This window comes from Gammaproteobacteria bacterium (assembly GCA_016705365.1).
Classification (GTDB): Bacteria; Pseudomonadota; Gammaproteobacteria; order Pseudomonadales; family UBA5518; genus UBA5518.
The window spans coordinates 2,271,340-2,284,360 of sequence record JADIYI010000008.1 but is presented as its reverse complement, the minus strand read 5'-3'; the positions used below and the strand labels follow the sequence as shown (position 1 = coordinate 2,284,360).

The window sequence follows — 13,021 nt, the reverse complement described above, 5'->3', positions numbered from 1 at the left end:
ATTCACGAATCCGTCCTCACGCCGTCATGCCCAGCCCCGCGAAGAAATCCTTCAAACCCTGCCCGCGATTCGCTTCCCAGGCACGCAGGGCCGCCGTTCCGATGATCGCGATATCCGCATGCGCGGCGATGAAGTCCATGTCCTCGCGGGTACTGACGCCAAAACCGACCGCCAGCGGCAGACGGGTGTTCGCGCGACAGCGCTCGAGGAACACGCCCACCTCGTCGTTCATGCGGGTGGCGGTGCCGGTCACCCCCTTGCGTGCGACGGCATAGACAAATCCCCGGGCCGCGGCGGCGAGCGTGCGCAGACGCGCCGCGGAACTGGTCGGCGTCATCAGGATGATCGGCGCGAGGTCTTTTGCCGTGGCCAGTGCAAAGAGTTCCGTGGCTTCCTCGAGCGGCAGATCGGGCAGGATGAATCCAACGCCGCCGGCACCGGCGAGCTTGTCGACAAACGCGGCGTGGCCGAGTTTGAAGGCGGTGTTGTAGTAACCCATCATCAGCACGCGGAACGGAAAGTGCGCCGCAACCCGTGCCATGAAGGCAAAGCACTGCTCCACCGAGGTGCCGTGTGCCAGCGATTCCTGGTTGGCCTTCACGAACAGCGGCCCGTCGGCCGAGGGCTCGGAAAACGGAAACTGCAGTTCGACGAGGTCCACGCCGTAGCTGGCCATGATCTCGAGTTCACGCCAGTTGTCCTCGAAACTCGGGTAGCCGCACACCACGTGGGTCATGACCAGCAGCTTTTTTTGCCGGCGCCGTTCGGCGATGTAGTCATTCAGCTGCATATTGCGCCGCCTTGCTTTCGATGAAGTGCTTCCATTTCGCGTCGGCGAGCGCATCCGCCACCGTGAAAATATCCTTGTCACCACGTCCCGACTGGTTGATCAGGATCACCTCGTCGCGGCGCATCGATGGCGCTTCGGCCACCGCGCGCACGAAAGCATGGGTGCTTTCCAGCGCCGGGATCAAACCCTCGGTGCGCATCACCAGGCGCAGCGTGTCCGCCACCTCGGCATCGGTGGCCGCCTCGAAGCGCACCTTGCCGCGCTCCCACAGCCACACCAGGATCGGGTTCACGCCGATGTAGTCGAGGCCGGCCGCCACCGAGTGCGTCTCGAGCATGTTGCCCTGCTCGTTCTGCAGGAAATAGGTCTTGAAACCCTGCGCCACCCCGACCGAGGCATCGTGGTAGGCGAGTCGCGCCGCATGCGTTCCCTGGCCCGGGCCGTAGCCTCCGGCTTCGCAACCCACCAGTTCCACGCCCTCGTCGTCGAGAAAACCCTGGAACACCCCGATCGCGTTCGAACCGCCGCCCACGCAGGCATACACCCGATCGGGCAGCTTGCCCGCCACCGCCAGCATCTGCTCGCGCGCCTCGAGCCCGATGATCGACTGGAAATAGCTCACCATCTCCGGAAACGGATGCGGGCCGCACGCGGTGCCCAGCACGTAGTGGGTATCGCCCATATTGGTGGCCCAGTCGCGCATCGCCTCATTGATCGCATCCTTCAGGGTGCGCTGGCCATCTTCGACAGACACCACCTCGGCGCCAAGATTTTCCATCCAGAAAACGTTCGGACGCTGGCGCGCGATATCGACCGCGCCCATATAGATACGGCATCTGAAGCCGAATTTGGCCGCCATCGTGGCGGTCGCGAAGCCATGCTGGCCGGCGCCGGTTTCGGCAATCACGCGGGTCTTGCCGAGCCGCTTGCACAGCAAGCCCTGGCCGAGCACATTGTTGATCTTGTGCGAACCGGTATGGTTGAGGTCCTCGCGCTTCACATAGATGCGCGCGCCACCGAGCTGTTGCGAGAGATTGGCCAGGAAGGTGACCGGGGTCGGGCGTCCCGAGTAATCCGCGAGCAGCGCGCGATATTCCTGCCAGAACGCGGGATCGTTCTTGCAGGCACGAAAGCCCTCGCGCAATTCCTCGATCGTCGAATGCAGGATCTCGGGCACAAACGCACCGCCGTAATCGCCATAATAGCCCTCGCGCCCGGGCGCGAAATCGAACAGGTCCATCCTCTGCAGTTCCTCCTGATAATTCATGACTTCACGCGTTGGCACGCAGCACGAACGGGTCGAGCAGTTCGCCGCGATCGTGCTGCGCCAGATACGGGCCGAAGCGACTCATGCCCCGTGCCCGTCCCCGAGCGGTGTCAGCACGATCAGCGGTATGTGCCGCCGGGCGCGCTGCTGATAACCTTTCCAGTGTGGATTGTAGCCATGGGCGAGCGGCATCAGCCGCGCTTCCTCGTCACCGATGGCGATATGCGCCTTCACATTCAGACGCCGACGCCCCACCTCGACCTGTGCCCGCGGATTGGCCTGCAGATTCAGCAACCAGGCAGGCGGGCTCTCCTGCCCGCCATTGGAACCATAGATCACGAAACGCTCGCCGTCGGCCATGTACACCAGCGGACTGGTGCGCACCTCGCCACTCTTGCGACCGGTGGCACTCAACAGCAGTATCTTGCGCCCGAGACCGACACTGCCAAGGATGATTCCGCCGCTGAGGCGATAGATCCAGGTATGGAATTTTCCGAAGGATTTGTAATTCGACATTGGCGGTCCCGGGACCGTCCCCGGTAACGGACGGTGCATGAGTGAATCCAGAGCCCGGCACGATATCGGATATCGCGTCGGGATTCATCCCGCCCGTCCGCCTCCTGCCATCTCCCGCTGCCCGGTCCGGGCGATGGGCCTTGCTTCCAGGTAGAGCCTGTGTTGCCCCAGGTAGGCGTAGAACATGAACGTCAGCGCGAACGCACCATGCCAGAAAGCGCTGCACTGAAGTCCTTGGCAGCTACTATCCGACCGTCTTGCCCTGGTCCACCATGTACACCGCCCCATGAACCCCCTTCGCATCATCGGATGCCATGAACGCAATCACCGAAGCGATATCCTCAGCCTGCGAAAACCCACGCAACCCCGCCGTACGCATGATCAGATCGATATTCGCGCCATCCGGCATACCGACTTTCTGTATCTGGGGTGTATCCGTGCCACCGGGGCAGATCGCATTGATGCGTATGCCCCTGTTCATGTACTCCAGCGCAAGCGCCCTCGTGAGACCAATCAACCCGTGCTTGGCACTGCAATAGGTGGCGGAATACGGTTGTCCCTGCACGCTCGCCAGCGACCCGATACTGACGATATTGCCCCCGCTCGCCAGCAGATGCGGCATTGCTGCCTGGGACAGAAAAAACGCTCCGCCGAGGTTGGTCGCGAGATCCTCGAACCACAACTCGTCGCTGATCTCGTGCAGCGCCCTGAACACATGGCAACCTGCGCAGTTCACCAGCACATCCAGCCGTTCAAAGTGCTCGACGCAGGCCGCGATCGCGTCCCTGCAGGCCTGGGGCCCCGTGATATCGCTGGCGAACGGCTGGAAAATTCCGCCTGCATCGACGATCGCCTTCTCGGTTTGCGCCAGCCCCTGTTCGCTGCGCCCCGTTCCAAAGACCGCTGCACCTTCACCCGCAAGGCGTTTCGCCGTGGCCGCGCCGATGCCGGAGGATGCGCCGGTCAGAAAGATCACCTTGTTGTCGAATCTGCTCATGATTTGTTCCTGTTGAATCGCCGTCGAAAGCCCGCTACGTCAGGATAGTTGGCGCGTCTCCTGATATTGTCAATCTGAAAGGGGTTTCCCCGGTGCGTCCGTGAACGTATTGCATACCCCCGAGTCGCGTTTCGCGAAATGCCGAATCGGTCCTCGACGCCTGCCGATAAGCCTGTGCTAGGATTCGCGGCGCAATGACTGCGGGTACCTGTCTGTGAGCGAACAACGAGTGGCATTGGTCACCGGCGCCAGTCGCGGCGCGGGAAAGGGAGTGGCGCTGGGGCTGGCGAGCCGCGGATACACCGTGTATGTGAGCGGGCGTTCGCAGGCGGAGGGCGATGCGGCGCTGCCCGGCAGCATCCATCAGACCGCGCGCGAGATCGACGCAGCCGGGGGCCGTGGCATCGCGGTGCGTTGCGACCATGCGCGTGATGCAGACGTCGCCGCGTTGCTGGCGCAGATCCGCCACGAGCAGGGCCGGCTCGATATCCTGTTCAACAATGCCGCGTTCATTCATGACGAACTGATCCGCCCCGGCGGATTCTGGGAAAAGAGCGCGGAGATCGCGCAGATACTGGATGTCGGTCTGCGCTCGGCTTTCGTGGCCAGCTGGCATGCCGCACCGCTGATGATCGAGGCCGGTCGCGGCCTGATCGCGATGGGCTCCTCCTTTGGCGCGAGCTGTTATATGCACAGCCCCGCCTACGGCGCGCAGAAGGCCGGCCTCGACAAGATGGCGTGGGATATGGCGGTCGATCTTCGCGAGCGCGGTGTGGCATGTGTTTCGATCTGGATGGGGCCGCTGCTGACCGAACGTACCCGCAAGGTGTTCAGCGAACATCCGCAGCAATATGCGGGTTTCATCGAACAGGTCGAGACACCGCAATTCACGGGGCTGCTGCTCGATGCCCTGTACACGGACCCGGCCCTGATGGAGCGCAGCGGACAGACCCTGATCGGCGCCGAACTCGGTGCGCACTATGCGATTCGCGACGTCAACGGAAAGCCGCCGCCATCTTACCGCGCAAGTCTCGGTAACCCGTTGACCTTCAGCAGCGCCATCGTGCAATAGACGAATTTTTCAACCCAGGAAGCGGAGCTCCATGGAACGTATTATCGAAAACCTGATGTATCGGGCGCGCTGGCTGCTGGCGCCGATCTACCTGGGGCTCAGCCTGGCACTGGTCGCGCTCGGCGTGAAATTCTTCCAGGAAGTCTGGCACCTGCTGTGGCATATCCTGAGTCTCAGCGAGGCGGACCTGGTGCTGGTGATCCTGGCGCTGGTCGACCTTGCGATGGTCGGTGGCCTGCTGGTGATGGTGATGGTGAGTGGCTACGAAAATTTCGTATCCACGCTGGATGTGGCAGAGGGTCAGGAAAAACTGAGCTGGCTCGGCACCATGGACGCCTCCTCGCTGAAGTTGAAAATCGCGGTGAGCATCGTCGCGATTTCCTCGATCCACCTGCTGAGGATCTTCATGAACGCCGAGAAAACCGCCAATGACAAGCTGATGTGGTTCACCCTGATCCACCTGACCTTCGTGGCCTCGGCCTTTGCCATGGGCTACCTGGACAAGCTGACCAAGAAATGAGCGCCTGGGATTTTCCCGATCCGTTCACGCAGACCGTGCGCGTGCTGGGCACGCATATCGATGTACTGGCACATGCCAACAACGCGGTCTACGTGAACTGGTGCCAGGACGTGGCGTGGGCTCATTCCGAACACCTCGGCGTCGCGCCTTCCGCCTACCGCGAACTCGACCGCGCTATGGCGGTGCGCACGGCGACTTACGAATATCTTGACGCCGCCCTCGAGGGCGAGGAACTCGAGATCGGCACCTGGATCACCGCCAGCGATGCGCGCCTGCAGATGAGGCGTCACTTCCAGATGCGCCGGGTGCGCGATGCGGCCACCGTGTTTCGCGGCGACTGGGAACTGGTCTGCATCCGTATCTCGAGCGGAAAGCCAGTGCGCATGCCACGGCTGTTTCTCGACAGGTACGAGCCCGCGGTGCGGCGCTGAACCAAGCGGAGGATCATTGCATGCCCCTGTCACTGTTCGATATGTCCGCCAGACACGTCATGATCACGGGTGGCGGCACTGGTCTCGGGCGCCAGTTCGCACTCACGCTGAGCGCGGCCGGCGCCCACCTGACACTCGCGGCGCGGCGCATCGACAACCTCGAGGCAACCGCTGCCGAGATACGCGCCACCGGCGGTAGCGCGGATTGCGTGGCGCTGGATGTCAGCGATGCCGCCAGCGTAACCAGGACCTTTGCCACTCTGCGCGCGCCGCTCGATGTGCTGATCAACAACGCGGGCGCGGCCGCCGACCGGATGTTGCTCGAGATCACTGAAGACGAATGGGACCGTGTCATGGACGCTAACCTGAAAGGCGCGTGGCTGGTGGCGCGCGCCGCGGCGCAGCAGATGATTGCCGGCGGCAGGGGCGGCTCGATCATCAATATCGCCTCGATTCTCGGCAGCGCGGTGCAGAAGGCAACGGCGCCCTATTCCGCCGCCAAGGCCGGCCTGATCCAGCTCACGCGCTCGATGGCGCTCGAATGGGCGCGCCACGGCATCCGCGTGAATGCGCTCGCGCCCGGCTATTACCACACCGACATGGCCAGCGACTATCTCGAATCGGAAACCGGCGCGCGCATGATCAAACGCATTCCGCAGCGTCGGCTCGGCGAGCCAGGCGAACTGGCCGGTGCGATACTGCTGCTGGCCTCTGCTGCCTCTTCCTACATGACCGGCTCGGTGCTGACGGTCGACGGCGGACTGTCACTGGCCGTGATCTGAGAAGCTGCGTACTATCCTGAACCAATAACAGTGGTCACACCCGCGCAACACAGGAGAAATCCGATGAGCATCGAAAATCCCGACTCCTCTTCCGCCCCGGCGCGCAGCTTGTCTGCGGGGCGAGGCCTCGAGTGGATAACCGAAAGCTGGGCGCTGTTCATGAAAATGCCCGGCTTGTGGATCGTGCTGACGCTGATCGTGTTCGGCATCTCGATGGTCTGCGGCGTGGTGCCGTTTCTCGGTTCCCTGCTCTCGCCATTCGTCACCACCTTGCTGATGTCGGGCATGATGCTCGCGGCGCGCAAACTCCAGACAACGGGTTCGATGGAAGTCGCGGACCTGTTCGAGATCCTCTCGCACCCGGCATTGAAGCCCCTGCTGATCCTGACCCTGATCTATGTCGCCATGCTTGCGGCGGCGGCGGTCGTGGTGTTCGGCGTGTTCGGAATCGGTGGCGGTGCGCTCGCGCTGCTCGGCGGCGCGATAAACGGCGAGAATACGGCGCTGGCGGCAGGCATCGGCAGCATGCTGCTGGCGCTGCTGATTTTTCTCGCGGTGCTGGCCCCGATCCTCGCCATGTACTGGTACGCGGTGCCACTGGTGCTGTTTCGCAACCTGGAACCCTGGAATGCAATGAAAGCCAGCCTGGCGGCGGTGCTCGTGAACATGATGCCGCTGCTGGTCTATGGCGTCGTCGCGACGCTGCTGGTCTTCGTGGCGATGATCCCGCTGATGCTCGGGCTGCTGATCGCGATGCCGGTACTCGGCATTTCGTGGCTGATCAGTTACCAGGACCTGTTCGAAGGCGCGTAGCAGGCAACCCCTCAGCCTCCGCCAAAGCCCTTGCCGGCGATAGCCAGCGAACGCAGCAACGGCGCCGGCTCCCAGTACTGCGCCCCGTGCTGCTCGCGGAATTCGCAGATGCGCTCATGCACGGCTTTCAAGCCCAGGGTCTCGGCGTAGAACATCGGGCCGCCACGCGCGACAGGGAAGCCATAGCCGTTGGTGTAGATCAGGTCGATATCCGAGGCCCGCTGCGCGATGCCTTCCTCCAGCACGCGCGCACCTTCGTTGACCAGCGCATAGACCAGCCTCTCGACGATCTCGACATCCCCGATCGTACGTGGCTCGACGCCGAGCGCAGCTGCTTCCATACGGATCAGCGCCTCCACATCCGGGTCGACCACGCGCTTGCGCCCGTCCGGATAGGCGTAAAAACCCTTGCCGCTCTTCTGACCCAGCCGGCCGCGCTCGACCAGCAGGTTGCCGATACGGAAATAACGGGGATCGTCGGGGAGATCGCTGCGCGCCTTGCGCGCCTTGTAGCCGATATCGAGCCCTGCCAGATCGCTCACCGCGCAGGGCCCCATGGCCATGCCAAACGACTCCATCGCGGAATCGACCTGCGCCGGCGTGGCGCCTTCGAGCAGCAGCATCTGCACCTCGCGCCCGTAGGGGGTCAGCATGCGGTTGCCGACAAAGCCGTAGCACACCCCCACCAGTGCCGGCACCTTGCCAAGGCCTCTGGCCAGCTCCATCACGGTCGCGACCACATCGGGGGCGGTTTCCCTGCCACGCACGACCTCGAGCAGCTTCATCACGTTGGCCGGACTGAAATAATGCATGCCAATCACATCGCCCGGGCGGCTGGTCACGGCGGCGATCGCATCGAGGTCCTGGTACGAGGTGTTGCTCGCCAGAATCGCGCCGGCACGACACACCGCATCGAGCTTGCGAAACACGTCCTGCTTGACGCCGAGATCCTCGAATACCGCCTCGACAACCAGGTCCGCAGCGGCGATATCGGCAAAATCCGTGGTGACGCGTACCCGTGCCAGGCGCTCGTTCAGCTGCGCCTCGGTGAGGCGTCCGCGCGCGCGGCTCGCTTCCCAGGAATCACGCATGCGCGCGAGTCCGCGCCCGGCCGCAGCCGCGTCCATTTCGAGCATCGTCACCGGCAAGCCGTAGTCGGCAAAATTGATCGCGATGCCCGCACCCATGGTGCCGCCACCGATCACTGCCACCGCAATGACCGGGCGCCGCGCCACCGCCCTGCAATCCGCCGGCAGCCTGGCCGCCGCACGCTCGGCAAAAAACAGGTGCCGCAGCGCGCGCGACTCGGTGGAGTTCATCAGTTGCACAAAGATTTCGCGGGTGCGCGTTGCGGCTTCCGCGGCCGCGCAGCTGACACCCAGTTCAATCGCGTCGACGATACGCTGCGGCGCCGTGGCACCGCGCGAGCTCTTCGCCGCCACCTCCCGCTGCGCCGCGAACCACGCGGCGTCGATGCCCGCGAGATCCGGCACGATCGCCCTGGTCGGGCGCGGCTTCGCAGCTGCCGCTACCAGTTCGCGCGCATAGTCCAGCGCGGCGGCACGCAGATCACCATCGACGATGCGATCGAGCAGACCCATCTCCAGCGCCACGGAGGCCGCTACCGGCTGGCCCTTGATCATGAAGTCCAGCGCGGCCTTCACTCCCATCAGCCGCGGTGCGCGCTGGGTGCCGCCGGCACCGGGCAGCAGCCCCAGTTTCACCTCCGGCAGGCCGACGCGCGCCTCGCGCAATGCAATCCGATAGTGCGCCGCCATCGCGGTTTCGAGCCCGCCGCCGAGCGCATTGCCGTGTATCGCCACGACGACCGGCTTGCCGAGCGCCTCGAGCTGATCGAGCACCTCGGGTAGCGACGGCGGCTGCGCCGGCTTGCCGAACTCGGTGATATCCGCACCGGCAATGAAGGTGCGTCCCGCGCACATCAGCACCAGCGCCCGCGAATCATCTCCCGCCGCGCGCTCGATCGCCCGCGCCAGGGCAGCGCGCACCGCGTGCGACAGCGCATTCACCGGTGGATTGTCGATCGTGATCAGGGCGATGTTGCCCTCGCGGGTATATCCGAGCACCTCGGTCATGCGTGCAACTCCGTGTGTATGCGTGGGTCAGTTGCCGAATCGCAATCCGAACGCATCGCCGGACGCGGGCATGGGTCGCTCTACCGCCTGCAGGGTCTCGATGATATAGCGCTCCGAGCCGGGCGCAAGCCGGCGATAGAGTTCAACGGCCAGTTGCCGTGCCTCGCTACCGGGCCACTTTTTTGGCAACAACTCGGCCGGCAGATCGGTATCGTGCAGCAGGATCCGGCGATACTCGTGGATCAGCAGCAGGCGCACCTTGAAACACTGCTCCGGTGCCAGCGTGCGGGCGCGCGCAATGGCGCGCGCCACCCCCCTGAAGCGGTGCAGAAACTGCTGGTAATTCGCCGCCAGATCCTCGAGATCCCAGTTTTCCCACAGCAGTTCGCGGATCAGCCGATCGGACTGCAAGGCATCGCTGCCTGCCTGCATCACCACGACCTTGTCAATCAGACCCAGCTCGGACAGCATGCCGGTGAGCGCGCTGTTGTCCGAACCCGGATGGGCGAACACGTTGGGAGCGAAGCTGCCAAAGCCCGCCCAGCGCACGCTGCGCCGGAAACGCTCGCGCGCCTCCTCCGGAACCGCGACCGGCAGCAGCAGCGTCCAGCTCCCGTCCCAGCGAGGATGCTCGAGCGCATAGATGCGACGCGCCGCACGCTCGTATTCGTGACGCCCGTAGTCGGTGAAACGATAAAAACTGCGGCGTCCACTGCGTGCCGACTGCAGCCAGCCCTCCTGCACCAGGCGAAAGGTCGAGGTACGCACCAGCCGCTCATCGACGCCGAGCAATGACAGCGCCTCGACCATGCTGCCGAGCCAGATCACGCCACCGTGTTGCGAAACCACGTCACCGAACAGGGTGACGATCAGCGAAGTGCAGCGAATGAGCCGTTGGGCGATGAATTGCGCAACGAGATTCTCGATGGCCGCGATGCGTGGCATGGACATGGTGCTGGCTGGCCTGGACTAGCTCTGGTCAAAATCCACCACGACCTGCGGCGAAATCGGATGCGCCTGACAGGTGAGAATGTAGCCGCCCGCAACCTCCTCCGCGCTCAACGCATGGTTGAGGTCCATGTCGACTTCACCGGAGAGCAATTTCGCCTTGCAGGTGGCGCACACACCGCCCTTGCACGAGAACGGCACATCGAGACCCGCCTGCATCGCCGCATCGAGTATGTTCTCGCCATCCGCGCTGAGCTCGAAGCTGCTCGAGCGCCCGTCGATGCTGACCGATACCGCGCTCACCTTGCCGCCGAACCGGGTCGCGCGCTGCTGATGCTTTTCGATGACCTGCGCGGCGTCCTCGGCATTGGCAAAAAAAAGTTCGTAGTGGATATGGCTCTCGAGTATGCCCTCGGAGCGCAATCCGCGTGATACCTCGGAGATCATCGATTCCGGCCCGCACAGGAAAAATTCGTCGAACTCGCGGATCGTGATCAGCCGCTTGCGGTTCAGCTCGCCGCCCTTGCGGTTATTGATGCGCCCGTGCAGCACGCTCGCGTCCTGCTCTTCGCGGCTCAGGATATTGATCCAGTTGAAGCGCCCGAGATAGCGGTTCTTGATGAAGCCGAGTTCCTCGCGGAACATGATGGTGCTGGCACGCTGGTTGCCGTAGAGCAGCGTTACCGTGCTCCGCGGCTCGCGTGCCAGCACGCTCTTGACGATCGACAGCACAGGGGTAATGCCACTCCCCGCGGCGATGCACAGGTAGCGTCTTGCGGCCGTTTCATCCAGCTCGGTGAAAAACCTGCCCTGTGGCGGCATCACCGCCACGGTATCGCCCTTCTTCAGGGTGGCATGCGCATGATTCGAAAACGCCCCGCCCCCGATCTTCTTGATCGCCACGCGCAGATTGCCGTCATCGACGCCCGAGCAGATCGAATAGCAGCGACGCAGCTCCTTGCCGTCAATCTCCGCCTTGAGCGTGAGGTACTGACCCTGGCGAAAGCTGAATGCCGGGCGCAGCTTTTCGGGCACCTCGAACTCGACACAGATCGCGTTCTCGGTTTCGGGGTTTATCGCGCGGATGCGCAAATCATGGAATTCACTCATCGTCCGGTTCCTCGACAGGGCGATCCGATGACTGCGGACAACGCGGAATCATCAGATACATTTGAAGTAATCAAACGGCTCCTGGCAGTCGCGGCACTGGTACAAGGCCTTGCAGGCGGTCGAGCCAAACTCGCTGATGCGCCGGGTGTGCTCCGCCCCGCAATGCGGGCAGGCCGGCGCCGGCGCATCATCCGCCGCCAGTGCCGGACAATGGCGCACCGGTGGTGCGATGCCGTAGGCACGCAAGGCTTCCCGCCCCGCTTGCGTCATCCAGTCCGTGGTCCAGGCGGGTGCCAGTTGCGTCTGCACCACCACATCGCCATGACCCGCCGCCAGCAGCACCGCCCGCACATCCTGTTCGATCACGCGCATTGCAGGGCAGCCGGAATAGGTCGGGGTGATCACCACCCGCACGCGTTCGCCGTCGCGCTCGACCGCGCGCAGGATTCCCAGGTCGCGGATCGAAAGCACCGGGATTTCGGGATCCTTGACGCTTTCCAGCAACTCGAGAATGGGGTCAGAAAAATTGGGGTCAGAGTCAATTTTCCTGAAGAAAATTGACTCTGACCCCAATTTTTCTGACCCCAATTCTCCCCTGCTCACCACTCGAGCCCCGGATACGCGCGCTGCAGGAATTGCAGCTCCGAGAGCATATGGCCGAGATGCTCGGTGTGCACGCCTTCGCGCCCGCCCACCACCGACCATTCCTGTGCCGGACGCCCGAGCGTCGCCTCCTCGAGCGTGGCATCGATCAGCGCGTTCCAGGGCGCCTGCAATGCCGCGCGATCGACCGCCACTGCGTTGGCCGCGAGGCGGGTTTCCAGCTCGCTCATCGTGAACAGCTCAGGGGTGTAGCCCCACAAATCCTTCAGCGCCCGCTGCACGCGCCGGTGACTTTCGGCAGTGCCGTCACCGAGTCGCAGCATCCAGTCACGGCTGCGGCGCCAGTGATAGCGGGTCTCCTTGAGGGATTTTGCCGCGATCGCGGCGAGGCGCTCGTCAGCGGACTTGGCCAGCGCATCGAGAAACACCAGGTTGAACGCATCGACCAGGAACTGGCGCGCAAGGCTGAATGCGAAATCTCCACGCGGCAATTCGAGGATCAGCAGGTTGCGATAGTCGCGGCAATCGCGCAGAAACGCGATCGCGTCCTCGTCGCGATCGCTTGCCTCGAGCTCGGCGGCATAACCGTAGAACATGCGCGCGCGCCCGATGAAATCCAGCGCCACGTTGGCGAGCGCGAGGTCCTCTTCCAGGAACGGTGCATTGCTGCACCACTCGGAAAGGCGCTGCCCGAGCATCAGCGCGTCATCGCCCAGGGCAATCGAATAGTCGATCAGGTCCCGATCAGCGTTCATGGTCCGTTTCTCCGCGGCGCATGGCGCCGCTCACATATTGTTGACTTCATCGGGAAGCTGGTAGTGGGTCGCGTGCCGATAGGGCTTGTCGTCCATCGGGTCATGGAAGGACGCCGCGTCCTCTTCCTGCGAAGCCACGATATCGCTTGATTTCACCACCCAGATACTCACGCCTTCGCTGCGCCGGGTATAACAGTCGCGCGCATACTCCAGCGCCTGGGTGTGATCCTCGGCATGCAGGCTGCCGACGTGCTTGTGATCCAGACCCCGCCTGGAGCGGATGAACACTTCGAACAGGGGCATGTGTGCTGCAGAACTCAT

General features: G+C 63.5%; 15 protein-coding genes. 5 read left to right on the top strand and 10 right to left on the bottom strand.

What is annotated here, in order from left to right; translation table 11 throughout:
* Window positions 1-16: 16 nt before the first annotated feature.
* From IPF49_18045 to IPF49_18030, 4 genes are all read right to left on the bottom strand, one after another.
* Window positions 17-790 carry a tryptophan synthase subunit alpha gene (locus IPF49_18045; GenBank protein ID MBK6289501.1) on the bottom strand — a complete coding sequence of 258 codons (774 nt, stop codon included), beginning with the start codon at window positions 788-790 and terminating at the stop codon, window positions 17-19.
* On the bottom strand, window positions 777-2,030 hold the full coding sequence (gene trpB, locus IPF49_18040; GenBank protein ID MBK6289500.1) for a tryptophan synthase subunit beta: 1,254 nt from the start codon (window positions 2,028-2,030) through the stop codon (window positions 777-779). Before trpB ends, IPF49_18045 begins: the two co-directional genes overlap by 14 nt.
* Before the next feature lie 108 nt (window positions 2,031-2,138).
* On the bottom strand, window positions 2,139-2,573 hold the full coding sequence (locus tag IPF49_18035; GenBank protein MBK6289499.1) for a nitroreductase family deazaflavin-dependent oxidoreductase: 435 nt from the start codon (window positions 2,571-2,573) through the stop codon (window positions 2,139-2,141).
* A 244-nt stretch (window positions 2,574-2,817) separates the two neighbouring features.
* Complete coding sequence (locus tag IPF49_18030; GenBank protein MBK6289498.1) at window positions 2,818-3,570, bottom strand: SDR family oxidoreductase; 753 nt, start codon at window positions 3,568-3,570, stop codon at window positions 2,818-2,820.
* A gap of 208 nt (window positions 3,571-3,778) precedes the next feature.
* On the opposite strand from IPF49_18030, the gene IPF49_18025 reads away from it, so the two are divergent.
* From IPF49_18025 to IPF49_18005, 5 genes are all read left to right on the top strand, one after another.
* On the top strand, window positions 3,779-4,642 hold the full coding sequence (locus IPF49_18025) for an SDR family NAD(P)-dependent oxidoreductase (GenBank protein MBK6289497.1): 864 nt from the start codon (window positions 3,779-3,781) through the stop codon (window positions 4,640-4,642).
* 31 nt (window positions 4,643-4,673) lie between these two features.
* Window positions 4,674-5,162, top strand: a complete 489-nt coding sequence (locus tag IPF49_18020; protein MBK6289496.1) for a TIGR00645 family protein — start codon at window positions 4,674-4,676, stop codon at window positions 5,160-5,162.
* Window positions 5,159-5,593: an acyl-CoA thioesterase gene (locus IPF49_18015; protein ID MBK6289495.1), complete on the top strand. Its 435-nt coding sequence runs from the start codon at window positions 5,159-5,161 to the stop codon at window positions 5,591-5,593. The genes IPF49_18020 and IPF49_18015 overlap by 4 nt, the downstream gene beginning before the upstream one ends.
* Window positions 5,594-5,613: 20 nt before the next feature.
* Window positions 5,614-6,375 (top strand): SDR family oxidoreductase, encoded by a 762-nt coding sequence (locus tag IPF49_18010; protein MBK6289494.1) that lies wholly within the window; start codon window positions 5,614-5,616, stop codon window positions 6,373-6,375.
* A gap of 63 nt (window positions 6,376-6,438) precedes the next feature.
* Window positions 6,439-7,188, top strand: coding sequence for a hypothetical protein (locus tag IPF49_18005; protein MBK6289493.1), 750 nt, complete (start codon window positions 6,439-6,441; stop codon window positions 7,186-7,188).
* A gap of 11 nt (window positions 7,189-7,199) precedes the next feature.
* Here the strand turns inward: IPF49_18005 and IPF49_18000 are convergent, their stop codons facing one another.
* Genes IPF49_18000 through paaB form a run of 6 tightly spaced genes read right to left on the bottom strand, consistent with a single transcriptional unit; the run spans window position 7,200 to window position 13,021 of the window.
* Window positions 7,200-9,284: an enoyl-CoA hydratase/isomerase family protein gene (locus IPF49_18000; GenBank protein ID MBK6289492.1), complete on the bottom strand. Its 2,085-nt coding sequence runs from the start codon at window positions 9,282-9,284 to the stop codon at window positions 7,200-7,202.
* A 27-nt stretch (window positions 9,285-9,311) separates the two neighbouring features.
* The gene (gene paaX / locus IPF49_17995; GenBank protein ID MBK6289491.1) at window positions 9,312-10,235 is read right to left on the bottom strand and encodes a phenylacetic acid degradation operon negative regulatory protein PaaX; all 924 of its coding nucleotides are present in this window, start codon (window positions 10,233-10,235) and stop codon (window positions 9,312-9,314) included.
* Between the two features lie 18 nt (window positions 10,236-10,253).
* Window positions 10,254-11,342, bottom strand: a complete 1,089-nt coding sequence (gene paaK, locus IPF49_17990; protein ID MBK6289490.1) for a phenylacetate-CoA oxygenase/reductase subunit PaaK — start codon at window positions 11,340-11,342, stop codon at window positions 10,254-10,256.
* A gap of 51 nt (window positions 11,343-11,393) precedes the next feature.
* Complete coding sequence (gene paaJ, locus IPF49_17985) at window positions 11,394-12,047, bottom strand: phenylacetate-CoA oxygenase subunit PaaJ (protein ID MBK6289489.1); 654 nt, start codon at window positions 12,045-12,047, stop codon at window positions 11,394-11,396.
* Window positions 11,942-12,700: a phenylacetate-CoA oxygenase subunit PaaC gene (gene paaC / locus IPF49_17980; GenBank protein MBK6289488.1), complete on the bottom strand. Its 759-nt coding sequence runs from the start codon at window positions 12,698-12,700 to the stop codon at window positions 11,942-11,944. The genes paaJ and paaC overlap by 106 nt, the downstream gene beginning before the upstream one ends.
* 30 nt (window positions 12,701-12,730) lie before the next feature.
* Entirely contained in the window at window positions 12,731-13,021 is a 291-nt protein-coding gene (gene paaB / locus IPF49_17975; GenBank protein MBK6289487.1) for a 1,2-phenylacetyl-CoA epoxidase subunit B, read from the bottom strand.

What these genes read in the sequence shown, in the direction of transcription:
- IPF49_18045 (MBK6289501.1), bottom strand. Translation starts at nt 790, where the DNA reads ATGCAGCTGAATGACTACATCGCCGAACGGCGCCGGCAAAAAAAGCTG.
- trpB (MBK6289500.1), bottom strand. Translation starts at nt 2,030, where the DNA reads ATGGACCTGTTCGATTTCGCGCCCGGGCGCGAGGGCTATTATGGCGAT.
- IPF49_18035 (MBK6289499.1), bottom strand. Translation starts at nt 2,573, where the DNA reads ATGTCGAATTACAAATCCTTCGGAAAATTCCATACCTGGATCTATCGC.
- IPF49_18030 (MBK6289498.1), bottom strand. Translation starts at nt 3,570, where the DNA reads ATGAGCAGATTCGACAACAAGGTGATCTTTCTGACCGGCGCATCCTCC.
- IPF49_18020 (MBK6289496.1), top strand. Translation starts at nt 4,674, where the DNA reads ATGGAACGTATTATCGAAAACCTGATGTATCGGGCGCGCTGGCTGCTG.
- IPF49_18015 (MBK6289495.1), top strand. Translation starts at nt 5,159, where the DNA reads ATGAGCGCCTGGGATTTTCCCGATCCGTTCACGCAGACCGTGCGCGTG.
- IPF49_18010 (MBK6289494.1), top strand. Translation starts at nt 5,614, where the DNA reads ATGCCCCTGTCACTGTTCGATATGTCCGCCAGACACGTCATGATCACG.
- IPF49_18005 (MBK6289493.1), top strand. Translation starts at nt 6,439, where the DNA reads ATGAGCATCGAAAATCCCGACTCCTCTTCCGCCCCGGCGCGCAGCTTG.
- IPF49_18000 (MBK6289492.1), bottom strand. Translation starts at nt 9,284, where the DNA reads ATGACCGAGGTGCTCGGATATACCCGCGAGGGCAACATCGCCCTGATC.
- paaX (MBK6289491.1), bottom strand. Translation starts at nt 10,235, where the DNA reads ATGTCCATGCCACGCATCGCGGCCATCGAGAATCTCGTTGCGCAATTC.
- paaK (MBK6289490.1), bottom strand. Translation starts at nt 11,342, where the DNA reads ATGAGTGAATTCCATGATTTGCGCATCCGCGCGATAAACCCCGAAACC.
- paaJ (MBK6289489.1), bottom strand. Translation starts at nt 12,047, where the DNA reads ATGGTCGGTGGTGGGCGGGCGCGAAGGCGTGCACACCGAGCATCTCGG.
- paaC (MBK6289488.1), bottom strand. Translation starts at nt 12,700, where the DNA reads ATGAACGCTGATCGGGACCTGATCGACTATTCGATTGCCCTGGGCGAT.
- paaB (MBK6289487.1), bottom strand. Translation starts at nt 13,021, where the DNA reads ATGAGTTCTGCAGCACACATGCCCCTGTTCGAAGTGTTCATCCGCTCC.